The sequence below is a fragment of the Burkholderia sp. BCC1985 genome (assembly GCF_905339915.1).
GTDB lineage: Bacteria > Pseudomonadota > Gammaproteobacteria > Burkholderiales > Burkholderiaceae > Burkholderia.
Genome location: NZ_CAJPGY010000009.1, coordinates 1 through 21,560, shown reverse-complemented (window position 1 = coordinate 21,560; position 21,560 = coordinate 1). Strand labels below are relative to the sequence as shown.

Below are 21,560 nucleotides of genomic sequence, written 5' to 3'. Positions count from 1 at the left end.
CGACGGACGGTCAGCCGGCGCTCAGCCACGTGCCGACGACGTCGCCGGCGAGCCCGTCGAGCGCGCCGTCGTAGACGATCCGCCCGCGCCCCATTACCGCGACGCGCTGCGCGAGCCGCGGCGCGAGCTGCAGCCGCTGCTCGATCAGCAGGATCGCGACGCCGTCGTCCTGCAGCGCGGCAAGGCAGGCGCCGACTGCGTCGACCGCGAGCGGCGCGAGCCCTTCGGCCGGTTCGTCGACGATCAGCACGCGCGGGCGGCCGGCGAGCGCGCGCACCAGCGCGAGCACCTGCTGCTCGCCGCCCGACAGCCGCCCGGCCTTCACGTCGGCCCGCGCGCCCAGCAGCGCAAAGCGCGCGAGCAGCCGGTCGAGCGCGGCACGTTCGGCCGCGCCGCGCAGGCCGCGCAGCCCGAGCCGCAAGTTGTCGCGCACGCTCAGCAGCGGAAATACGTCGCGGCTTTCGGCGACGTACGCGACGCCGCGACGCGCGATCTCGAACGTGCGCGCGCCCGCGCATTCGGCGCCGGCGATGCGCACCGAGCCCGCGGTGCGCACGAGCCCCATCACGGCCTTCGCGAGCGTCGAGCGGCCCGCGCCGTTGCGGCCGAGCAGCGCGAGCGTCTCGCCCGGCGCGAGCGCGAGATCGACGCCGTCGAGCACGGGCTGCCGCCCGTACCACGCACGCAGGCCGCGGATGTCGAGCAGCGCGCTCATGCGCCCTCGCCGAGATAGGCGGCGCGCACGGCCGGGTCCGCGCGGATCGCGTCGGGCGCACCGGTCGCGACCACCGTGCCGCGCACGAGCACCGTGATGCGCTCGGCGAAGCCGAACACCGCGTCCATGTCGTGCTCGATCATCAGCACCGTGCGGCCCTGCGTCGTCGCGCGGATCAGCGCGATCATCCGCGCCGCCTGGTCGCGGTTCATGCCGGCGGTCGGCTCGTCGAGCAGCAGCGTGCGCGCGCCGCTCGCGAGCGCGATGCCCAGATCGAGCGCGCGCTGTTCCGCATAGCCGAGTGCGCCGGCCGGCGCGTCGCGCCGCGCATCGAGACCGATGTCGTGCAGCACGCGCGCGGCCGCGCGATCGACCGAGGCCGATTCGCGCAGCCGGTTCCACCAGCGCCGCCGCTCGGCCGGCGCATGCAGCGCCGCGCAGCGCAGGTTGTCGAACACGCTCAGCCGCGCGAACGCGCTCGTCTGCTGGAAACTGCGGCCGATGCCGAGCCGGCTCGCGACGACCGGCCCGCGCCCGCGCAACTCGACACCGTGCAGCACGACGCGCCCGCGCGTCGGCCGCGTCGCGCCGGCGATCACGCCGAACAGCGTCGACTTGCCCGCGCCGTTCGGCCCGATCAGCGCATGACGCTCGCCGGCCGCGATGCTCAGTTCGACACCGTCGAGCACGGTCTGCGCGCCGAAACGCTGCACGATCCCGTGGAGCGCGATCGCGTTGCCGTTCATCGCCCGTCCTCCCGCGTGCCGTGCCCGTGGTTCAGCAACCGCGCGCGCCAGCCCCACAGCAGCGTGCCGATGCCGGCCGCCGAAGCCGCGACGGCCCAGCCCGCCGGCGAATCGGCGTCGATGCCCCACGCGCCGAACGCGATGCCGGTGCCGTCGTCCTGCGCGAAACGCCACGCATAGCCGAGCTCGGCCGCGCAGACGATCGCGACGCCCCAGAACACGCACGCGCCGACGCCGCACAACAGGCGCCACCGCTCGGCCGCCGGCGCGCCGCGCCGCAATGCATGCGCGAACGCTTGCGCGATGCCCGCGATCCCGCGCGGCGCGGCGACGACGACCGCGACGAACAGCACGCCGAGATACAGCGCCCATGCGCGCGACACGCCCGCGACGACGACGCTCAGCGCGGTCAGCACCACCGCACCGGCCGCCGGCCCGAAGAACGTGCCGGTGCCGCCGATCACCGCGGCGATCAGCACGGTCGCCGAACGCGCCATCGACACGCTGTCGGGCGTCGCGATCTCGACGTCGATCAGCGTCAGCGTGCCCGCGATGCCCGCGAAGAACGACGCGCAGGTGACCATCGCGAGCCGCACGCGGCGCGGCTCGGTGCCGAGCGCGGCGACGCGCGCGGGGTTGTCGCGCACCGCGTTCGCGAGCCGGGCGAGCGGCGTGCGCGTCAGCGCGTGCATCGCCAGCGCCGACACGATGCACCATGCGGCGATCACCGCGTAGGCCTGCGTTTGCGCACCGAAATGCCAGCCGCCCCAGGGCGCGCCGCTCGCGCGGTCGATCGGCACGCCGCCGACGCCGCCGAACCACGCAGGCACGCTCCACGCGGCCGCCGCGACGCATTCGCCGAGGCCGAGCGTGATCATCGCGAACACGGTGCCCGCGCGGCGTGTCGCGAGCAGGCCGGCCAGGAACCCGAAGCCCGCGCCGGCCGCGCCGCCGACGAGCGGCAACAGCGGCAGCGGCGCGCCGACATGATTGAACCAGTGCGCGGCGGCGAACGCGCCGAGCCCCGCGACGGCCGCATGGCCGAACGACAGCAGCCCGGTCGTGCCGAGCTGCAGGTTGTACGACAGCGCGAGCACGACGAGCGCGGCCGTCTGCGCGAGATAGCCGAGCACCGCGCCATGCGGCCACAGCCACGCGGGCACGGCCACGCACGCGGCGAACAGCACCCAGCGCAGCGCGCCGGCCCGCGCGCGGCTAGCCATCGACACGCTCGCCGAACAGCCCGCGCGGCCGGGCGACCAGCACCGCGACGAGCAGCAGGTACGGGACCAGCGGGGCGAGCTGCGCGATCGACACGGCCGCGACGCCGTCGGGCAGCGCGAGGCCCGCCCATCGCGCGAGGTCGCGCAGCGACGTGTCGCTGGACGCCGCGAAGGTCTGCGCGAAGCCGACTGCGAGCGACGCGGCGAACGCGCCGCCGAGCGAGCCGAGCCCGCCGATCACGACGACCGCGAACACCACCGACCCGACGGTCTCGGCCAGCGCCGGCTCGATCACCGCGAGCGGCGCGCCGATCACGCCGGCCAGCGCCGCGAGCGCGGTGCCCGCGCCGAACAGTCCCGTCATCACGCGCGGCACGTCGTAGCCGAGCGCCTCGACGGCCGCGCGGTGCGTGAGCGCGGCGCGCACGACGAGGCCGAGGCGCGACACGCGCAGCAGCGCGCCGAGCGCGGCCAGCATCGCCGCGGACATCGCCATCATGAAGAGCCTGTAGCGCGGCAGCGCGAGGCCGAACACGGTCACGGGCGCGCCGTCGAACAGCGGCGGCACCGGGGCCGGCAGCGGTGCGAGGCCCCACAGCAGTTTCGCGCCCTCGCCAATCAGGTACGCGAGCCCGAAGGTCAGCAGCAGTTCGCTCGTGTGCCCGTGCGCCTGCACGCGGCGCAGCAGGGCGCGCTCGCAGCCGGCGCCGAGCAGCCCGACCGCGAGCGGCGCGAGCCCGAGCGCGGGCCAGAAACCCGCGCGGGCCGCGATGCTGTAGCCGACGTACGCGCCGAGCATGTAGAAGCTCGCATGCGCGAAGTTGAGCACGCCCTGCACGCTGAAGATCAGCGTGAGGCCGGCCGACAGCATGAACAGCAGCAACCCGTAGCTGAGGCCGTTGAACGCCTGGAGCGCGAACGCGTGCACCGCCGCGCGCCCGTCAGCCGGCGAGCGGTTCGAGCGCCGCGCGCAGCGCGTCCGGCAGCGGCACCGGGCGGCGCGTGCCGCGATCGACGTACACGTGCACGAAGTGTCCCTGCGCGGCCGGCGCGGCTTCGCCCGCCGCGAACAGCCCGATCTCGTAGCGCACGCTCGACGTGCCGAGCTTCGCGACGCGCAGCCCCGCGTCGACCGACTGCGGAAAGACGAGCGGCGCGAAGTAGTTGCACTGCGTCTCGACCACGAGCCCGATCGTCTGCCCGTGCTCGACGTCGAGCACGCCCGCGCGGATCAGGTATTCGTTCACGACGGTGTCGAAGTAGCTGTAGTAGACGACGTTGTTCACGTGCCCGTAGACGTCGTTGTCCATCCAGCGGGTCGTGATCGGCAGGAAGTGGCGGTAGGCGTCGCGCGGACGCGGCTGCGGCTTGTCGGACATGGCGATGGCGGTCAGGTCTGGTCAGGACGAGGAAGATGAAGCGCACGTCGCGCGGCGGCCGTGCGGAACGGCCCGCCGGCGAATGGCGAGGTGCCGCGCCGCGATCGTGCCCGGCGCGACGGACGACATGGCGGCGGCGCGGCCCGTCACTGCCCCGCTCGGTCGACGAATTCGAAATCGAGGCCGCGCGCGCGCATCCAGTCGGCGAGCGCGTAGCCGGTGCCGGCGCGCCAGGGGCGCAGCAGCGGCGGATCGACGAGCCGGTATTCGAGCAGTTCCGGCGACAGCGCGACGGTGCCCGACGCGCGCACGTGGTACGCGATGATCAGTTCGTTCTTGCGGATGAATTCATAGACGCCGACGAGCGTGACCTGCTCGGCCTTCAGCGCGGTTTCCTCGAACACCTCGCGCGCGATGCCGTCCTCGGGCGTCTCGCCGTTCTCGAGGAAGCCGGTGATCAGCGCGAACATCCCTTCCGGCCAGGCCGCGTTGCGCGCGAGCAGGATCTTGCCGTCGAGCTCGACGATCGCCGCCACCACCGGCAGCGGGTTGTTCCAGTGCACGTAGCCGCACGTGTCGTCCGGGCAGGCCCGGCGGATGCGGCCGCCTTCGTGGTCGGGATCGGCGCGCTCGGTCAGCGGACGCGCGCAGCGCGGGCAAAAACGGTAGTCGGCGGTGGTCATCGATGGGGATCTGGCGAACGCCCGGCGGCGGCCTGCCGGCCGCGTCGCGCGCCCGCTCGGCGCGGGAAAGGCCTCATTCTAGCGAGTTTGCCCGCGCCGCAGACGATCCGGCCCCGGTGATGTCAGGGTTGCATGCGGGGTTGCGCGCGCCCGCGTGCGGCCGTCGCCGCGAAGCCGGCGGCACCGGCGAGCAACGCGCCTGCCGCGACCCACAGCGCCGGCGAGAACGACCCGAAGCGCGCGGTCAGCGGCGCGGCGACGAGCGGGCCGAGAATCTGCCCGACCCCGTACGACGCGGTCGCATAGCCCATCAGCCCGGCCGCTCGCTCGCCATGCAGCCGCCGCGCCTCGCGCATCGCGAACAGCGTGATCGCGGTGAACGGCAGGCCGAGCAGCGCGCTGCCGGCCGAGAAGCCGGCCGCGTTCGGCCAGACGATCCCCGCCGCGATCCCGAGCGCCTGCGTCGCGCAGCCGGCGGCGAGCAGCAGCCGGTTGTCCCAGTGGCCGGGCAATCGCGACGCGGCGATCGCGCCGACGATCAGCGCCGCGCCGAACATCGGCCAGAACAGGTCGGGCCACGGCGAGCCGGCCGGCAGCGCGGCCCGCGCGATCACCGGCAGGAACGTCGCGGTGATGATGTAGCCGAAGCCCGGCATCCCGTACAGCACGACGAGCCACGCGCCGTCGGCGCGATGGCGCCGTGCGTCGTGCGGTGCCGCGGCCGGCGCGGCCGGTCGCTCGCGCACGGCCGGCGCCGCGGCGCCCCGCGCGGCGGTTGTCGAGGCGGCCGGCCCCGGCGCGCTGCCGAACGTGCGCCAGATCGCGACCGACAGCAGCGCCGACAACGCCGCGAAGCCGAGCCAGCCGGGCGCCGCGCGATGGCCGGCGAGCGCGCTGCCGATCAGCCCGGTCAGCACGATCCCGACGCCCGGCCCCGCGTAGATCACCCCGCTCCACTCGGGCGCATGCAGTTCGGTGAGCCGCCGCAGCCCCCATTGCGACACGAACACGAACGTCCATGCGCTGACGACGCCCGCGACGAAGCGCACCACGAGCCACACGGAGAGCAGATGGCCGACGCCCATCGCCGCAGTCAACAGCACGGTGGCGGCCAGCCCGAAGCGCACCATCCGCGCGGGCGCGACCCGCACGGCCGCGCAACTGACCGCGCCGACGAAATAACCCGCGTAGTTCGCCGACGCGAGCCAGCTGCCGGCCTTCAGGCCGATCGAGCCGTCGGCGAGCATCAGCGGCAGCAGCGGCGTGAACGCGAAGCGGCCGACGCCGAGCGCGACCGCCAGCCCGATCATGCAGGCGAGCGCGGCCGCGCGGGCGCGGCGGTCGGCGTCATCGGGCAGGTGTACGCCGGCGACGGCGCTCGACGCATCGGAACGGGACATGGCGGCATGGGCCGCGCGCGGCGCGCGCCGGCCGGAACGGAAATCGCAACGCTTGTATCGTAGCTTGACCGAACATTCTCGATAAATGAATAATCAAGAATCAACATATCTCCGGGAGAGAATCATGGACCTGGCGGCGCTGGCGATTTTCCGGGCTGTCGTGCGCGAGAACGGTGTGACGCGCGCGGCGGCGAAGCTCAATCGCGTGCAATCGAACGTGACGACGCGCATCAAGCAGCTCGAGGAGGAACTCGGCGCGGCGCTGTTCGTGCGCGACGGCCGCCGGCTCGTGCTGACGCCGGCCGGGCACACGCTGCTGCCGTACGCGGAGCGGCTGCTCGCGCTTGCCGACGAGGCGCGCGATGCGGTGCGCGAGGACACGCCGCGCGGGCGGCTGCGGCTCGGCACGATGGAAAGCACGGCCGCGAGCCGGCTGCCGACCGTGCTCGCGCGCTATCACCATGCGTGGCCCGACGTGTCGCTGGAGCTCGTGACCGGCACGACCGGCTGGCTGATCGACAAGGTGCGTGATTTCGAGATCGACGCGGCGCTGTTTGCGCGGCCGCCCGAGCCGGACACGCTGCCCGACACGTTCGAGACGGTGCCGATCTTCCGCGAGGATCTCGTGCTGCTGACGCCGCGCGGCCATCCGCCGGTGCGCACGCCGCGCGACGTGATCCTGCCGACGCTGGTCGCGTTCGAGCGCGGCTGCACGTACCGGAAATATGTCGAGCAATGGTATGCGGCGCACGGGACGAAGCCCGCGCGCGTGCTCGAACTCGGTTCGTATCACGCGATCGTCGCATGCGTCGCGGCCGGCGCCGGCATCGCGGTCGCGCCGCGCTCGGTGCTCGAGTTGCAGCCGGAGACCGGCAACGTCGCCGCCCACACGATCCCCGAACTCGAAGGGATCGACACGCTGCTCGCGTGGCGGCATGGTTACGCATCGGCGGCGCTCGCCGCGTTGCGTGATGCGCTGGGCGAGGCTGCGCGGGGGCCAGGTGATGCGACCAAGGCGGCGGTGGCCGCATCGGTGTCGGCCTGAGTCGGGATCGCCGGCGGCCGCTGGTGCGCGCGCTCGATCTTCATTCCGACACGGGCGATGCGGCCAGGGCGGTGGTGGCCGCGTCGGCGTCTGCCCGAGCCGGGAACGCAGGCGAGTGCCAGCGAGCGCGCTAATTCTTCATACCGACAAAAACAAAACGACCCGACCGGCACACGTGCCGATCGGGTCGCTTTTTTTGATGCGAAGCGATGTGACGCGACGCGGTCAGCCCGACCACACCGCATCACCAGCCATGCCGATCAAAGACGCTCTTCGACCCAGCCCTTGACGCCTGCCAGCGCGCCCGGCAGGTTCGCCGGTTCCGTGCCGCCTGCCTGCGCCATGTCCGGACGGCCGCCGCCCTTGCCGCCGACCTGCTGCGCGACGAAGTTCACGAGCTCGCCGGCCTTGACCTTCTTGCTCGCGTCCGGCGTGACGCCCGCGATCAGGCTGACCTTGCCGCCTTCGACGGCCGCCAGCACGATCGCCGCGCTCTTCAGCTTGTCCTTCAGCTTGTCGACCGTCTCGCGCAGCGTCTTCGCGTCCGCGCCGTCGAGCGTCGCGGCCAGCACGAACACGCCACCGACTTCGATCGCCTGCTGCGCGAGCTCGTCGCCCTGGCTCGACGCGAGCTTCGACTTCAGCGCGCCCAATTCCTTCTCGAGCGACTTCACCTGGTCCTGCACCTGCGCGATGCGTTGCGTGAGTTCCGACGGCTGCGCCTTCAGCGCGGCGGCCGCTTCGTTCACGCGCGCATCGAGCTCCTGCACGTAGCGCACCGCGTTGTCGCCGGTGATCGCCTCGACCCGGCGGATGCCGGCCGCGACGCCGCCTTCGACGACGATCTTGAAGAAGCCGATGTCGCCGGTGCGGTGCACGTGCGTGCCGCCGCACAGTTCGCGCGAGAAGCCGAGGTCGAGCACGCGCACTTCGTCGCCGTACTTCTCGCCGAACAGCGCCATCGCGCCGCCCTTCACCGCTTCGTCGTACGGCATCACGCGCACGATGCCCGGCGCGTTGGCCAGAATCTCGTTGTTGACGATCTGCTCGACGCGACGGATTTCGTCGTCGGTCAGCGGCGCGTTGTGCGCGAAGTCGAAGCGGGTTTTCTCCGCGTCGACGAGCGAGCCCTTCTGCTGCACGTGTGCGCCGAGCACTTCACGCAGCGCCTTGTGCATCAGGTGGGTCGCCGAGTGGTTGCGCTGCGTGCGTGCGCGGCGGTGCGCGTCGATTTCCGCGCGCAGCACGTCGCCGACCTTCAGCGTGCCCTGTTCGAGCGTGCCGTGGTGGCCGATCACGTCGGCCTGCACCTTCAGCGTGTCGGCCACCGAGAAGCGCGTCGCGGCATTCGCGAGCACGCCCTGGTCGCCGACCTGGCCGCCCGATTCCGCGTAGAACGGCGTGTGGTCGAGCACGACGACCGCATCCTGGCCGTGCTTCACTTCGTTGACGGCCGAACCGTCGACGTACAGCGCGACGACCTTCGCGTCGTCGAACGCGATCTCTTCATAACCGTGGAACGTGGTCTTCGCGCCCGAGTATTCGAGGCCCTGCGTGGCCTTGAACTTGCCAGCCGCGCGCGCCTGCTCGCGCTGACGCGCCATCGCGTCGTCGAACGCCGGCTCGTCGACCGTCATCCCGCGCTCGCGGCACACGTCGGCCGTGAGGTCGAGCGGGAAACCGTACGTGTCGTGCAGCTTGAACGCGAGTTCGCCGTCGAGCACCTTGCCGCCCTTCGCTTCGACATCCGCCAGCGCCGCTTCGAGGATCGACATCCCGTGCTCGATCGTCTCGAAGAAACGCTCTTCTTCCTGGCGCAGCACGTCGGTCACGCGCTGCTCGGCTTCCTTCAGTTCCGGATAGGCTGCGCCCATCTCGGCGACGAGGTCGGCCACCAGCTTGTGGAAGAACGAGCCCTTGCGGCCGAGCTTGTAGCCGTGGCGGATCGCGCGGCGCACGATGCGGCGCAGCACATAGCCGCGGCCTTCGTTGCCGGGGATCACGCCGTCGACGATCAGGAACGAGCACGCGCGGATGTGATCGGCGATCACCTTCAGCGAGTTGTTCGTGAGATCGCTGATCTCGGTCACGCGCGCGGCGGCCTTGATCAGGTTCTGGAACAGGTCGATCTCGTAGTTGCTGTGCACGTGCTGCAGCACCGCGGCGAGGCGCTCGAGGCCCATGCCGGTGTCGACCGACTGCTTCGGCAGACGCGTCATGTTGCCCTGCGCGTCACGGTTGAACTGCATGAACACGAGGTTCCAGATCTCGATGTAGCGGTCGCCGTCTTCTTCAGGCGATCCCGGCGGGCCGCCCCACACGTCCGGGCCGTGGTCGTAGAAGATTTCGGTACACGGGCCGCACGGGCCGGTGTCGCCCATCGTCCAGAAGTTGTCCGACGTGTAGCGGGCGCCCTTGTTGTCGCCGATGCGGATGATCCGCTCGGTCGGCACGCCGACCTCCTTCGCCCAGATGTCGTACGCTTCGTCGTCTTCCTGGTAGACGGTGACCCACAGCTTTTCCTTCGGCAGCTGGTAGACCGTGGTCAGCAGTTCCCACGCGAAGCGGATCGCGTCGTGCTTGAAGTAGTCGCCGAACGAGAAATTGCCGAGCATCTCGAAGAACGTGTGGTGGCGCGCCGTGTAGCCGACGTTCTCGAGGTCGTTGTGCTTGCCGCCCGCGCGCACGCTGCGCTGCGCGGTCGTGGCGCGCGTGTACGGACGCGGATCCGTGCCGAGGAACACGTCCTTGAACTGGACCATGCCCGAGTTCGTGAACATCAGCGTGGGGTCGTTACCGGGCACGAGGCTCGACGAGCGGACGATCGTGTGGCCCTTCGATTCGAAGAATTTGAGGAATTTCTCGCGGATTTCGGCAGCTTTCATGGCGTGCGGGGAATGTCTGGCTGAGACGGCTTCAAACGCCGGCCGTCCTCGCGGACGCACGGCGGGCAGATATCGTAAACGAGCGATTATACGATACAGATCGGCGGCTCCCACGCCAGCGGCCCGCCGCGCCGGACGAGCGGCCTGGGCCACCGGCGCGGCCGATTCGCCTTAAGATGCTCGGCATGCCAATCCGCCTTGCCTCGGGCCGGGCGAGCCATGAAAGGAGACGATTCGACGATGGGTGCCCTGAGCCATATCCGCGTGCTGGACCTCACCCGCGTGCTCGCGGGCCCGTGGTGCGCGCAGACGCTTGCCGATTTCGGCGCGGACGTGATCAAGGTCGAGCGCCCCGGCGCCGGCGACGACACGCGCCACTGGGGGCCGCCGTACCTGAAGGACGCGACCGGCGCCGATACGGCCGAGGCCGCGTACTACCTCGCGGCGAACCGCAACAAGCGCTCGGTGACGGTCGACATCGCGACGCCGGAAGGCCAGCAAATCGTGCGCGAGCTCGCCGCGCAGAGCGACGTCGTGCTCGAGAACTACAAGGTCGGCCAGCTGAAGAAATACGGGCTCGATTACGAATCGCTGCGTGCGGTGAAGCCCGATCTCGTCTACTGCTCGGTCACCGGATTTGGCCAGACGGGCCCGTACGCGCACCGCGCGGGCTACGACTTCATCGTCCAGGGGATCGGAGGCTTCATGAGCATCACCGGCGAGCGCGACAGCGAGCCGGGCGGCGGCCCGCAAAAAGCCGGCGTGGCGATCGCCGATCTCGCGACGGGCCTCTATTCGACGATCGCGGTGCTCGCCGCGCTCGCGCACCGCGATCGCACGGGCGAAGGCCAGTACATCGACATGGCGCTGCTCGACGTGCAGGTCGCGCTGCTCGCGAACATGAACACCAACTTCCTCGCGAGCGGCAAGCCGCCGGTGCGCTGGGGCAACGCGCACCCGAACATCGTGCCTTACCAGACGTTCCAGACGAGCGACGGCTGGATCATCGTCGCGGTCGGCAACGACGGGCAGTTCCGCAAGTTCGTCGAGGCCGGCGGGCGGCCCGAGCTGGCCGACGACGAACGGTTCGCGACGAATCCGTCGCGCGTGCGCCACCGCGACACGCTGGTGCCGATCCTCGCGGAGATGGTGAAGGCGCGCGGCAAGGCCGACTGGATCGCCGTGCTCGAAGCGGCCGGCGTGCCGTGCGGGCCGATCAACGAACTCGACGAGGTGTTCGACAACGAACAGGTGGTCGCGCGCGGAATGCAGGTGTCGCTGCCGCACCCGTGCGGCGCGGACGTGAAGCTCGTGCGCAATCCGATCCGGATGAGCGCGACGCCGCCCGATGCGCGCACCGCCCCGCCGCTGCTGGGCGCGCAGACGGAAGACGTGCTGCGCGACATGCTCGGCTACGACGATGTGCGGATCGCCGCGTTGAAGGCGAAGCAGGCGATCTGAGCGCGTGTGATACCCGGCCGACCGCCCACGCAAGCAGTGTCGGCCGGGTATATCGGGGGTCAGCGCTGCGCAAGCGTATCGCACCCGCCAGCGAGCAGTGCGAGCGCGGCACGCGCGGCCGGATCGACGACGATCGCACGACCGCCCGCGCCCGGGAGGCCGGTGACTGCCACCGGGTCCGTGTCGGCCGCCCCCCGGAATACCAATGTCGGAAGCGGTTCGGAGGCGATGCGATCGCGCATTTCCAACGTGCCGAGCGGCGTCGGGAACGCCGTCGCAAGCGCGGCGACGGGCACACTGCCGCGCACGATCAGCGTGGTGAGCGGCGCGAGCCGGTCGGCCAGCCCAGGGGGCGCGACACACTGCCGGGAAACACGGCCGTCGAACGTGACGCGTACGGAGAACGGCGCCGCCGACTGCACGCGATGCGCGTTCACGTTCAGCGTACCGGCGGAGTAGACGAACGACATCACCTCATCCGGCTGCACACTGAGTATTTCGGTACCCGGCGCGATCGGCACGGGACTGCCGGCGCCCCCGACCATGCTTCGCCAAGCCAATACGACGAGCACGGCGACGAACACCGCGCCGGCCGCGCGAGCGAGCCGGCCTGTTGCCGCGGGCGTCATGACACCTGCACCATGGTTCCGACCGGTGTCCATTCGTACAACTGCCGCGCATCGGCCTCGTTCAGCCGCACACATCCGCGCGAGCCGAACCGGTCACTCAGTGAATTGCGAGCCAGCCGCACGACGCCGAGCGGCATCGGTCCGTGGTATTGATGAAACGCCTTGCCATCCGCGGTGAAGAACATTGCATGATCCATCTGCGCGTTATACATGCGACTGCGATAGGGGTGGTGCTTGCGGAGGATTCTGAACGTGCCCCGATCGGTCGGGTGCTCGCGGTCGCCTGTCACGCAGTCGAAGCGGAACACGCAAACGCGCCCCTCGTATGCTTCCACGCATTGCCGTGACAGATCAACCTGAATCCGTTTCGTCGCGGCGCCGTTGTTTTCTTTGGTTCGGTCGGATCGTGCGGGCTGGACTGGCATGGAGGCTTTCCGTCTGGTCGAATGGCCCGCCAGACTACCCACTACCGACTTCAAGCGATATGGGACACGTCAGAAATTCGGAGCGCTGTCCAACGGCAGGAGTCCGCTGCCGCGCACGCCTACCACGATGAGCCCGGATGGCGCGACACGCTACGGGTGACTGTCGACGCGCGTGGCTCCGCCGTTGCTGTGCCACGACAACGAACGGATCGCGACGTTGAAGGCGAAGCAGACGATCTGAAGGTCCTGCGATCCGCCCTGCGCGACACGGTCAACCTGCGCCCGCCAGCGCGTCGAGCCAGCCGCGCCCCTGCGGCCAGTCGCCGAGCCCGCTGTCCGCGTTGATGTGGCCGCGCGGGCCGAGGTCATGAAACGCGCTGCCCCACGCGTGCGCGCAGCCGCGCGCGAACGCGAGCGAGCCGTACGGATCGTCGCTGCTCGCAACCACGCAGGTCGGAAACGGCAGCCGCTCGTGCGGCACCGGCCCGAAGCCGTGCGCGTCGGCCGGAAACGCCGGCCCGGCCGGATCGGGCAACGCGACGAGCAGCGCGCCGCGCACCTTCGCGAGCGCGGCCGGCCGCGCGTAGCGGGTCGCCCACCACGCGGTGGTCAGCGTGCCGAGGCTGTGCGCGGCGATCGTCACGGGGCCCGGTGCGGCTTCGACCGCACGATCGAGCGCGAGACACCAGCCGTTGCGGAACGCACGGTCCCAGTCGGGCATCGCGATGCGCACGAAACGCGCGTCGGCGCGCTCCCAGCGGCTTTGCCAGTGGAACGGGCCGGAGTTGCCGTAGCCCGGCAGCACGAAAACGAGAGAATCGCTCATGGAAGGTTCGTCGACGCATGAAGTCGTTATGTAACGTCGACGAAGTGTCGCACACCCGCTCCTCCCTGATGTTGCCTGTCGAATCGCGGAATGGATGTGCGGTACATGAATCGGTCGCGCTGCGCACGCGACCGGCCGGCGCTCACGCGCGCCGGCTTCGGTCAGCGCACGCCGGCGCCGACGAGGCCGCCTGCCGCGGCGCCGGCGACCGTGCCGACCGGGCCGCCCGTGATCAGGTAGCCGAGCGCGCCGCCCGCTGCCGCGCCGATCCCGGCGTTACGCTGCGTATGCGTCATCGCGCATGCGCCGAGTTGCGACAGGGCCGCGACGATTACCGCGGTACGAACGAGAAAAGTGGTCTTCTTCATCATGATTGTTGGCTTCCTCCCGCCCCGCAAAAACTGCGAATGGCGGCATTGATTCGGTGAAGCCATCATAGGAAAAGCCGAATGCGGGGGGCAATCCGATTTACGTCGTGTTACAGCCGACACACTATCGAGATATTGCGATCGGCAGCGCGAACCGCCCTGCCGACGCCGCAACCCGCGCGGGACGGACCCCGGTCAGGTAGAATTACGGGATTAAACCGGCGCGACGCGCCGACACAACCTGACGCCAACCGCATGAGCACCGAACGCAACGACGCCCCCGCGGCTTCCAATTTCATCCGCAACATCATCGACGACGACAACCGCACCGGCAAATGGAGCGGCCGCGTCGAGACGCGCTTCCCGCCCGAGCCGAACGGCTATCTGCACATCGGCCATGCCAAGAGCATCTGCCTGAACTTCAGCGTCGCGCGCGACTACGGCGGCGTGTGCCACCTGCGCTTCGACGACACGAACCCGGAAAAGGAAAGCGTCGAATACGTCGACTCGATCGTCGACGCCGTGCGCTGGCTCGGCTTCGACTGGCGCAAGGACGCGGTCGATCACCAGTATTTCGCGAGCGACTACTACGACAAGCTGTACGAATTCGCCGAGTTGCTGATCCAGCGCGGCAAGGCGTACGTCGACAGCCAGAGCGCCGAGGAAATGCGCGCGAACCGCGGCTCGCTGACCGAAGGCGGCAAGCCGTCGCCGTTCCGCGACCGCTCGCCCGAGGAAAACCTCGACCTGTTCCGCCGGATGAAGGCCGGCGAGTTCAAGGAAGGCGAGCACGTGCTGCGCGCGAAGATCGACATGGCGTCGCCGAACATGAACATGCGCGACCCGGTGATCTACCGGATCCGCTACGCGCATCACTACCGTACCGGCGACGCATGGTGCGTGTATCCGATGTACGACTACACGCACTGCATCTCGGATGCGCTCGAAGGCATCACGCATTCGCTGTGCACGCTCGAATTCGAGGATCACCGCCCGCTGTACGACTGGGTGCTGAACGAACTCGCGGAAGCCGGCGTATTCACGCGCCCGCTGCCGCAACAGATCGAATTCTCGCGCCTGAACCTCACGTACGCGATCACCAGCAAGCGCAAGCTGCTGCAGCTCGTCACCGAAGGTCACGTCGAAGGCTGGGACGACCCGCGCATGCCGACGATCGTCGGCATCCGCCGCCGCGGCTTCACGCCGGAGAGCATTCACCTGTTCTGCGAGCGGATCGGCGTGACGAAGGTCGATTCGTGGATCGACATGAGCGTGTTCGAAGGTGCGCTGCGCGACGACCTCGACGACAAGGCGCCGCGCTCGGTCGCCGTGCTCGATCCGCTGAAGCTCGTGATCGACAACTATCCGGAAGGCCAGGAAGAAGCGTGCACGGCGCCCGTGCACCCGCACCATCCCGACCGCGGCGTGCGCACCTTCCCGATCTCGCGCGAGCTGTGGATCGAGCGCGAGGACTTCGTCGAGAACCCGCCGAAGGGCTATTTCCGCCTGTTCCCGGGCAACAAGGTGCGCCTGCGCTACGGCTACGTGATCGAATGCACGGGCTTCGACAAGGACGCCGACGGCAACGTGACGGCCGTGCACTGCAACTACTTCCCGGACAGCAAGTCGGGCACCGAAGGCGCGAACAACTACAAGGTCAAGGGCAACATCCACTGGGTCAGCGCGAAGCACGCGCAGGCGGCCGAAGTGCGGATCTACGACCGGCTGTTCAAGGCGCCGCACCCGGACGCGGGCGGCGCGAACTTCCTCGAGGCGCTGAACCCGGACTCGAAGAAGGTCACGCAGGCCTACGTCGAGCCGGGCGCCGGCGACGTCGCGCCGGAAACGCGCCTGCAGTTCGAGCGTCACGGCTATTTCGTCGCCGACCGCGTCGATTCGAAGCCGGGCAAGCCCGTGTTCAACCGGATCGTCGGGCTGCGCGACAGCTGGGGCAAACCGGCCTGACGGCCTGCTCCGCGCGCGGCGCGGCGGCCTCGCACCGCCCGCCGCAGGATGAAAAAAAACGGCCTTCGGGCCGTTTTTTATTGCGTGCGCGGAAATCGCGCGGCAGGCAGCACCGGCCGCCACGCTCACGCGCTCGCCAACCGCCGATGCAGATCCGCGAGCGACAGCGTCGTGCGAAACAGCCGCGCGAGGCTGCGGCTTGCATACGCGTCGACGTCGCCGGGCGCGGTCCAGCGATACGCGTCCATCTCGGGAATCAGCGAGCCGTCGCGACGGCTCGGGAACAGCGACGTGCACGTGCAGCGCGCGGGATCGATCTCGTCGTCCGCGACCTGCACCGCGAACAGGTGCAAGTCCTTGTCGTGACGGTAGGCGAAGCGGCCGAGATCGAGCAGCCGCGCCGGCGCAAACTCGATGCCGGTTTCCTCGCGCAGCTCCCGCAGCGCCGCGTCGACCGGCGATTCGCCGGGCTCGCCCTGCCCCTTCGGGATGTCCCAGTGCGTGGTGTCCGTCGCGTGCGCGAGGAATACGCGGCCGGCCCCGTCGAGAATCACGACGCCGCACGACACCGTGCGCGACGCACCGCTGCGCTTCATTGCACGCGCGCTCAGCGCTTCTGCAGCTGCCACTTGCCCGTGGCGGTCTTGCAATAGACGGGCTTGAGCGTCAGCGTCTGGCCCTTCGCGGAAATGTCGGTGGCGATCTCGCGGCAGGTCTTGCCGTCGTTCTCGGACGTCGACGGCGTGAGCTTCGCATCGATCTGCGTGCCGCGGCCGCTGCTCTGCCAGGTCGTGGTCTCGCCGTCCTTGCCTTCGTCGCGCACCTGCGCCACGGCCTTGGCCAGCGACGCACGGTCGGTCTTGCTGAAGTAGGCGAGCGGCGTGTCGTTCAGGAAGCCCAGGTTGCTCTGTGCGTAGGCAGGCAGCATCGCGGCTGCGCACGCGGCGCCGGCCAGCACGCGCGTGACGACGGAAAGGGATGCACGCATCGACATGTGTTGTTCTCCTTGGATGTTCGATCGAACGGCATGGCGCGCGGCCGGCACTCCGGCGGCCGGCGAACCGGCACGCGCCACGCCCGTCAGCCAGCGAGCATAGCATGCGTGCCGCCAGGAACGTCGTCTAGCGGGCCGCCGACGCGGCTGCCGGTTGATATCCGTCGGTCAGCGTGTTCAGGAACGCGATCACGTCCCTGATCTCGGCCGCGTTCAGCGCGGGCGCGTCGCCGCGCTTGCGGTCGAACGGCGGCTCGCGGTTGATGTTCGGCCAGTAGCGCTTCGGCAGGTCGTCGTAGACCTGCACCTTGCCGTGCACGACCGGATAGAACTTCTCCGGATGAATGTCACGCTCGACGTAGAAGCGCATCACGTCCTCGAGCGAGTGGTACACGCCGTTGTGGAAGAACGTCTTGCGCAGCGCGACGTTGCGCAGCGACGGCGTGCGGAACAGCCCGCAGAATTCGTCGCGGCCCTTCAGGTCGGTGCGCTCGGGGCCGCACGCGCCGAGGTCGTAAAAGCGCGGATCGCGATTGACCGGCAGCGCGCGGTTGCGCGGCACCGCGATCGCGATCAGGCCGAAATCGCTGAACTGCGGCGGGCCGCCTTCGAGCGTGCGCTGGCTCACGTGGCAGCTCGCGCAGTTGCCCTTCTTCTCGTCGTTGAACAGCTGCAGCCCGCGCAGCTCCGCGGGCGTGAGCTGCGCGTGGCCGGCCAGATAGGCGTCGTACTTGCTCGTGTACGGATCGAACAGCGCCGGCTGCTGCTGGAATGCGTCGAGCGCGCGCAGCACCGCACCGAACGTCGCCTGGTCGTCGCCGAGAACCTGGTCGCCGAACGCCTTGCGGAACGCGTCGGCATACGGCGCGGCGCGCACCGCCTTCGCAACCCGCGCCGGCGAACTGCTCATCTCGAAGGGCGACGTGAGCGGAATGCGCGCCTGCGCATCGCGCGTATCGACGCGGCCATCCCAGGTCAGCCCGCCGGTCGGGCCCGCATCGATGCTTTCGTCACCTTCGTCCGGCGAATCGTGGAAGTGCTCGCTGAACGGCGGAATGCCGCGCAGGTACTTCAGCGACGGCACCGCACGAAAGCCCGTGCTGTGCATGTCGTCGCCGCCGAGTTGCGCCGACAGCGCGTTCGGCGGCCCGAACGCATGCTCGGCGCTATGGCACGACGCGCACGCGAGCTTGCCGGACCCGGACAGCGACGGATCGAAGAACAACTGCTTGCCGAGCGCCGTCATCTGCTTCACGCCCTCGAATACCTGTGCGCGCGTCTGCGGCTGGCTGGCCGGCGCGACTGCCGGAGCGGCCGGTGCGGCCTGTGCCGCCGGCACGATGGCGGCGGCCGATGCATCGGCACCGGGGCGCGCATCGCAACCGGCGAGCGCCGCGAGCCCGCCGACCAGCGCCAGCGCCGCCGCGGCAGGGATCAGCGATCGCGCGGACGCGAAGGATTTCAGAAGGCTGTGCATCGTCGTTCTTCTTGTAGCGGTGGGCAATCGGCCGGAGCTTATGTCAGTTCCGTGACCGCCGCATGACGTTCGACCGACAGTCATTTGAAAGCGCCCCTACACCCGGCTGTCAAATCGGTTCCAGATAATGCGCGCAGCCGGCAGGTGTCCGAAGGTTCCCGCGCCGGCCCGACACCACCGCGATTCCCACACGCGACACACGACGAAAGAGAGAACATCGCATGAAGAAGCACGCCTGGATTCGTTACACGCCGATCGCCCTCGCGGCCGCGCTCAGCCTGACCGCCTGCGGCGGCGACGATGTCACGCAGCAAGGCCTGTCGGCCGTCAAGAACGTCGTCGTGATCTACGCGGAAAACCGCAGCTTCGACAACCTGTACGGCAACTTCCCCGGCGCGAACGGCCTGCAGAATGCGACGGCGGCGAACTCGGTGCAGAAGGATCGCGACGGCTCGACGATGGCGACGCTGCCGAAGATCTGGGGCGGCCTGACCGCGACCGGCATCACGCCGGCGGTCACCGAGGCGATGACGGCGAACCTGCCGAACGCGCCGTTCGCGATCGACGATCCGAAGGGCTTCAACCAGTCGATGAGCATCGCGACGCGCGACATCGTGCACCGCTTCTACCAGGACCAGATGCAGATCAACGGCGGCAAGAACGACATGTACGCCGCATGGACCGATGCGGGCGGCCTGACGATGGGCCACTACACGCCGGATCCGTCGAAGCTGCCGCTGTGGAAGATCGCGCAGCAGTACGTGCTCGCCGACAACTTCTTCATGGGCGCATTCGGCGGCTCGTTCCTGAACCACCAGTACCTGATCTGCGCGTGCGCGCCGTTCTACGCGAACGCGAACACGAGCCCCGCAGCCGGCAAGATCGCCGTGTTGAACGCGGACGGCAAGTCGCTGAAGGTTGCGACGAACTCGCCCGCGTCCGCGCTCAGCGGCCCGCCGAAGTTCGTCAACGACGGCGCGATCACGCCCGACTTCTTCGCGGTCAACACGATGCAGCCGCCGTATCAGCCGAGCGGCAACAAGGCAGCCACGGGCGGCGATCCGCTGCTCGCCGATCCGGCCAATCCGTCGACGATGCCGCCGCAGACGGCGACCAACATCGGCGACCTGATGACCAACGCGGGCGTGTCGTGGGCATGGTACGGCGGCGCGTGGGGCCAGGCGCTGCAGGCAAGCCAGAACGGCACGTCGAACGTGATCTACGGCGCCGACCTGTCGACGCCGAACTTCCAGCCGCACCACCAGCCGTTCAACTACTTCGCGAACCAGGCACCGGGCACCGCGAGCCGCGCGCAGCACCTGCTCGACGGCGGCGCGAACGGCGCCGAGTTCATCAAGGCGATCGACGCGGGCACGCTGCCGCAAGTCACGTTCTACAAGCCGCAAGGCAACCTGAACGAGCACCCGGGCTACACGGACGTCACCTCCGGCGACCAGCACATCGCCGACGTGATCGCGCACCTGCAGGCAAGCCCGCAGTGGAAGAACATGGTCGTCGTCGTCACGTACGACGAGAACGGCGGCTTCTGGGATCATGCCGCGCCGCCGACCGCCGATCGCTGGGGTCCGGGCACGCGGATTCCGGCGCTGATCGTGTCGCCGTACGCGAAGAAGGGTTTCGTGGACCACACGCAGTACGACACGGGTTCGATCCTGCGTCTCATCACGCGCCGCTTCTCGCTGCCGCGCCTGCCGGGCCTGCAGCAGCGCGACGACGCACTGAAGGCGAACGGCGCGCAGCCGATGGGCGACCTGACGAACGCGCTCACGCTGTCGCCGAACCTGTAACGGCATCACCGCGAACGGGCCGGCCGCGCGGCCGGCCCGGACGAACGAAGGGCAACCCGCGGCGACCTGCACCCCAAAAGCCGGATGCGAATCCAGCCTTTGGGGTGTTTTTCATGCGCGCGCGTTGCTGCGCGGCCGCGTCACCAACCGTACTTCAGCTCGACGCCGACGTAGTCCGCGTTGTGCCCGCCCGCCTGCCGGATCGCGTCGCCGACCTGGAAGTGCACGGCCTCGACCGCGCCGATCAGGTTCGCGGCGATCGTCCAGTCCGCGCGCAGCTGCACGTACATCCCCGTCCAGCGGCCGCCCTTGCCTGCCGTGCCCGGCACCGGAATGTTCGGCTGCTGATAGACGGCGTCGCCGGTCGTCTCGCGCCACTGGAAACCCAGCGCGCCGAGCAGCGACAGGTTCGCCGACGGCTTCAGCGTCACGGACGGCTTCACGTGGATCAGGTTCGCATAGCTCGTGTAGCCGGCCAGCGTGAAGTAATAGCCGTTGGGAAACAGCGGATTGAAGGTGCCGACGCGGCCGTCGTGCGGATGCCGGTCGCCCGAGGCCGCATCGATCTGCAACGCGACGCGCGGCGACCACGGCGCATCGAGCTTGTAGCCCGCGATCGAGCCGACTGCCCACGCACCGATCGTGTCGTTGCCGACCGTCCCGGTCTGCAGCATCGTCTCGAGATCCCAGTCGAAACGGCCCTGCGTGCCCGTGTAGCGAACGTCCCACACATCGCGATGCTCGGCGCCGCTCGCATCGAGGAAACGCGCGTTGCGGCGGTTGTAGCGCGACCAGTAGCCGGACAGGTCGCCCGGCCCGACCGACTGCCGCTCGACGCGCACGCCGCTGAAGGTGAGACCGCGATTGGATACGTCGTCGAAATCGGACGCGTTGCGGTTCTGCACCGGTTGCGTCGCGTAGCCGATGAAGCGCCATTTCCCGTATTCGTAATCGGCCCAGACCGCATCGAACGCCTGCCGCACGTTCGGGCCGTCGCGCGTGGCGATGAAGCGCTGCAGGTCGAACGCCATCTCCTGCCGGCCGACGCGGAACTTGAACGTGCCGCCGCCGAGCGCGCCCGTGTAAGTCGCGAACGCCTGTTCGAGATCGAGCGGGTTCTTGTCGACGGGCGACACCGTGTTCTTGCCGAACGCGCGCGCGTCCTGCAACTGCGCGAAGAACTGCCAGTGCTGGCCGAGATGCGCATCGGCATGCACTTCGACGCGCTGGATCAGGTACGTGTCCGATTGCGCGGAGCCGATCCCGAACAGCGGCGCGTCGTTGGTCTCCAGCCGCTCGCGCAGGTTCACGCCGAGCGATAGATAGGAGGCCGGATCGTTGCCGAGCGGAATGTATTTCAGTCCGTCGAGCGGCGCACGCGGCACGCACGGATTCGCGAGCACCGACCAGTCCTCCTGCCAGCGGTTGAACAGCACCGTCGGGCGCTTGGCCGTGCAGGCCGATGCGGCGGTGGCCGTCTGGGTCGCTGCCGGCGTCGAGGTCGAAACCGATGACGCAGCCGAAGGCTGCG

At 69.6% G+C, this 21,560-nt stretch carries 20 protein-coding genes; 4 read left to right on the top strand and 16 right to left on the bottom strand.

The window, feature by feature from the left end; all coding sequences use genetic code 11:
- Window positions 1-10: 10 nt before the first annotated feature.
- From U4Z31_RS11220 to U4Z31_RS11190, 7 genes are all read right to left on the bottom strand, one after another.
- Entirely contained in the window at window positions 11-715 is a 705-nt protein-coding gene (locus tag U4Z31_RS11220; protein ID WP_321802150.1) for an ABC transporter ATP-binding protein, read from the bottom strand.
- Window positions 712-1,461 carry an ABC transporter ATP-binding protein gene (locus U4Z31_RS11215; RefSeq protein WP_321810371.1) on the bottom strand — a complete coding sequence of 250 codons (750 nt, stop codon included), beginning with the start codon at window positions 1,459-1,461 and terminating at the stop codon, window positions 712-714. The genes U4Z31_RS11220 and U4Z31_RS11215 overlap by 4 nt, the downstream gene beginning before the upstream one ends.
- A complete protein-coding gene (locus U4Z31_RS11210) occupies window positions 1,458-2,684 on the bottom strand; it encodes a branched-chain amino acid ABC transporter permease (protein WP_321810370.1) in 1,227 nt (408 codons plus the stop codon). The genes U4Z31_RS11215 and U4Z31_RS11210 overlap by 4 nt, the downstream gene beginning before the upstream one ends.
- Window positions 2,677-3,612, bottom strand: coding sequence for a branched-chain amino acid ABC transporter permease (locus U4Z31_RS11205; RefSeq protein ID WP_321810369.1), 936 nt, complete (start codon window positions 3,610-3,612; stop codon window positions 2,677-2,679). Before U4Z31_RS11205 ends, U4Z31_RS11210 begins: the two co-directional genes overlap by 8 nt.
- A gap of 13 nt (window positions 3,613-3,625) precedes the next feature.
- The gene (locus tag U4Z31_RS11200; protein WP_044846106.1) at window positions 3,626-4,063 is read right to left on the bottom strand and encodes an acyl-CoA thioesterase; all 438 of its coding nucleotides are present in this window, start codon (window positions 4,061-4,063) and stop codon (window positions 3,626-3,628) included.
- Window positions 4,064-4,209: 146 nt separating this feature from the next.
- Window positions 4,210-4,746 (bottom strand): NUDIX domain-containing protein, encoded by a 537-nt coding sequence (locus U4Z31_RS11195; protein WP_044846107.1) that lies wholly within the window; start codon window positions 4,744-4,746, stop codon window positions 4,210-4,212.
- 122 nt (window positions 4,747-4,868) lie between these two features.
- Entirely contained in the window at window positions 4,869-6,146 is a 1,278-nt protein-coding gene (locus U4Z31_RS11190) for a YbfB/YjiJ family MFS transporter (protein WP_321810368.1), read from the bottom strand.
- A 124-nt stretch (window positions 6,147-6,270) separates the two neighbouring features.
- Between U4Z31_RS11190 and U4Z31_RS11185 the strand changes: the two genes are divergently transcribed.
- Window positions 6,271-7,191: a LysR family transcriptional regulator gene (locus tag U4Z31_RS11185; protein ID WP_321810367.1), complete on the top strand. Its 921-nt coding sequence runs from the start codon at window positions 6,271-6,273 to the stop codon at window positions 7,189-7,191.
- Between the two features lie 260 nt (window positions 7,192-7,451).
- Here the strand turns inward: U4Z31_RS11185 and alaS are convergent, their stop codons facing one another.
- Window positions 7,452-10,076 (bottom strand): alanine--tRNA ligase, encoded by a 2,625-nt coding sequence (gene alaS / locus U4Z31_RS11180; RefSeq protein ID WP_321810366.1) that lies wholly within the window; start codon window positions 10,074-10,076, stop codon window positions 7,452-7,454.
- Window positions 10,077-10,316: 240 nt separating this feature from the next.
- Here alaS and U4Z31_RS11175 point away from each other — a divergent pair, with 240 nt between their 5' ends.
- Window positions 10,317-11,537, top strand: a complete 1,221-nt coding sequence (locus U4Z31_RS11175; RefSeq protein WP_124523014.1) for a CaiB/BaiF CoA transferase family protein — start codon at window positions 10,317-10,319, stop codon at window positions 11,535-11,537.
- A 59-nt stretch (window positions 11,538-11,596) separates the two neighbouring features.
- On the opposite strand, the gene U4Z31_RS11170 is transcribed toward U4Z31_RS11175, so the two are convergent.
- The 4 genes from U4Z31_RS11170 to U4Z31_RS11155 form a co-directional block, all read right to left on the bottom strand.
- The gene (locus U4Z31_RS11170; RefSeq protein WP_321810365.1) at window positions 11,597-12,121 is read right to left on the bottom strand and encodes a hypothetical protein; all 525 of its coding nucleotides are present in this window, start codon (window positions 12,119-12,121) and stop codon (window positions 11,597-11,599) included.
- A gap of 41 nt (window positions 12,122-12,162) precedes the next feature.
- The gene (locus U4Z31_RS11165) at window positions 12,163-12,591 is read right to left on the bottom strand and encodes a L,D-transpeptidase (RefSeq protein WP_044846112.1); all 429 of its coding nucleotides are present in this window, start codon (window positions 12,589-12,591) and stop codon (window positions 12,163-12,165) included.
- 271 nt (window positions 12,592-12,862) lie between these two features.
- Window positions 12,863-13,417, bottom strand: coding sequence for an alpha/beta hydrolase (locus U4Z31_RS11160; protein ID WP_321810364.1), 555 nt, complete (start codon window positions 13,415-13,417; stop codon window positions 12,863-12,865).
- A 161-nt stretch (window positions 13,418-13,578) separates the two neighbouring features.
- Window positions 13,579-13,788 (bottom strand): ornithine acetyltransferase, encoded by a 210-nt coding sequence (locus U4Z31_RS11155; protein WP_006497729.1) that lies wholly within the window; start codon window positions 13,786-13,788, stop codon window positions 13,579-13,581.
- Window positions 13,789-14,040: 252 nt separating this feature from the next.
- On the opposite strand from U4Z31_RS11155, the gene U4Z31_RS11150 reads away from it, so the two are divergent.
- Window positions 14,041-15,750: a glutamine--tRNA ligase/YqeY domain fusion protein gene (locus tag U4Z31_RS11150; RefSeq protein ID WP_044846114.1), complete on the top strand. Its 1,710-nt coding sequence runs from the start codon at window positions 14,041-14,043 to the stop codon at window positions 15,748-15,750.
- Between the two features lie 125 nt (window positions 15,751-15,875).
- Here the strand turns inward: U4Z31_RS11150 and U4Z31_RS11145 are convergent, their stop codons facing one another.
- The 3 genes from U4Z31_RS11145 to U4Z31_RS11135 form a co-directional block, all read right to left on the bottom strand.
- Window positions 15,876-16,346, bottom strand: coding sequence for an NUDIX hydrolase (locus tag U4Z31_RS11145; RefSeq protein ID WP_044846139.1), 471 nt, complete (start codon window positions 16,344-16,346; stop codon window positions 15,876-15,878).
- An 11-nt stretch (window positions 16,347-16,357) separates the two neighbouring features.
- Window positions 16,358-16,744 carry a hypothetical protein gene (locus U4Z31_RS11140; protein ID WP_044846115.1) on the bottom strand — a complete coding sequence of 129 codons (387 nt, stop codon included), beginning with the start codon at window positions 16,742-16,744 and terminating at the stop codon, window positions 16,358-16,360.
- Between the two features lie 127 nt (window positions 16,745-16,871).
- Window positions 16,872-18,221 carry a cytochrome-c peroxidase gene (locus U4Z31_RS11135; RefSeq protein ID WP_321802143.1) on the bottom strand — a complete coding sequence of 450 codons (1,350 nt, stop codon included), beginning with the start codon at window positions 18,219-18,221 and terminating at the stop codon, window positions 16,872-16,874.
- Between the two features lie 221 nt (window positions 18,222-18,442).
- On the opposite strand from U4Z31_RS11135, the gene U4Z31_RS11130 reads away from it, so the two are divergent.
- Window positions 18,443-20,029, top strand: coding sequence for an acid phosphatase (locus U4Z31_RS11130; RefSeq protein ID WP_044846117.1), 1,587 nt, complete (start codon window positions 18,443-18,445; stop codon window positions 20,027-20,029).
- Between the two features lie 140 nt (window positions 20,030-20,169).
- On the opposite strand, the gene U4Z31_RS11125 is transcribed toward U4Z31_RS11130, so the two are convergent.
- Window positions 20,170-21,560: alginate export family protein (locus U4Z31_RS11125; RefSeq protein ID WP_321810363.1), on the bottom strand; the 1,391-nt coding region annotated here is incomplete at its 5' end.

What these genes read in the sequence shown, in the direction of transcription:
- U4Z31_RS11220 (WP_321802150.1), bottom strand. Translation starts at nt 715, where the DNA reads ATGAGCGCGCTGCTCGACATCCGCGGCCTGCGTGCGTGGTACGGGCGG.
- U4Z31_RS11215 (WP_321810371.1), bottom strand. Translation starts at nt 1,461, where the DNA reads ATGAACGGCAACGCGATCGCGCTCCACGGGATCGTGCAGCGTTTCGGC.
- U4Z31_RS11210 (WP_321810370.1), bottom strand. Translation starts at nt 2,684, where the DNA reads ATGGCTAGCCGCGCGCGGGCCGGCGCGCTGCGCTGGGTGCTGTTCGCC.
- U4Z31_RS11200 (WP_044846106.1), bottom strand. Translation starts at nt 4,063, where the DNA reads ATGTCCGACAAGCCGCAGCCGCGTCCGCGCGACGCCTACCGCCACTTC.
- U4Z31_RS11195 (WP_044846107.1), bottom strand. Translation starts at nt 4,746, where the DNA reads ATGACCACCGCCGACTACCGTTTTTGCCCGCGCTGCGCGCGTCCGCTG.
- U4Z31_RS11190 (WP_321810368.1), bottom strand. Translation starts at nt 6,146, where the DNA reads ATGTCCCGTTCCGATGCGTCGAGCGCCGTCGCCGGCGTACACCTGCCC.
- U4Z31_RS11185 (WP_321810367.1), top strand. Translation starts at nt 6,271, where the DNA reads ATGGACCTGGCGGCGCTGGCGATTTTCCGGGCTGTCGTGCGCGAGAAC.
- alaS (WP_321810366.1), bottom strand. Translation starts at nt 10,076, where the DNA reads ATGAAAGCTGCCGAAATCCGCGAGAAATTCCTCAAATTCTTCGAATCG.
- U4Z31_RS11175 (WP_124523014.1), top strand. Translation starts at nt 10,317, where the DNA reads ATGGGTGCCCTGAGCCATATCCGCGTGCTGGACCTCACCCGCGTGCTC.
- U4Z31_RS11165 (WP_044846112.1), bottom strand. Translation starts at nt 12,591, where the DNA reads ATGCCAGTCCAGCCCGCACGATCCGACCGAACCAAAGAAAACAACGGC.
- U4Z31_RS11160 (WP_321810364.1), bottom strand. Translation starts at nt 13,417, where the DNA reads ATGAGCGATTCTCTCGTTTTCGTGCTGCCGGGCTACGGCAACTCCGGC.
- U4Z31_RS11155 (WP_006497729.1), bottom strand. Translation starts at nt 13,788, where the DNA reads ATGATGAAGAAGACCACTTTTCTCGTTCGTACCGCGGTAATCGTCGCG.
- U4Z31_RS11150 (WP_044846114.1), top strand. Translation starts at nt 14,041, where the DNA reads ATGAGCACCGAACGCAACGACGCCCCCGCGGCTTCCAATTTCATCCGC.
- U4Z31_RS11145 (WP_044846139.1), bottom strand. Translation starts at nt 16,346, where the DNA reads ATGAAGCGCAGCGGTGCGTCGCGCACGGTGTCGTGCGGCGTCGTGATT.
- U4Z31_RS11140 (WP_044846115.1), bottom strand. Translation starts at nt 16,744, where the DNA reads ATGTCGATGCGTGCATCCCTTTCCGTCGTCACGCGCGTGCTGGCCGGC.
- U4Z31_RS11135 (WP_321802143.1), bottom strand. Translation starts at nt 18,221, where the DNA reads ATGCACAGCCTTCTGAAATCCTTCGCGTCCGCGCGATCGCTGATCCCT.
- U4Z31_RS11130 (WP_044846117.1), top strand. Translation starts at nt 18,443, where the DNA reads ATGAAGAAGCACGCCTGGATTCGTTACACGCCGATCGCCCTCGCGGCC.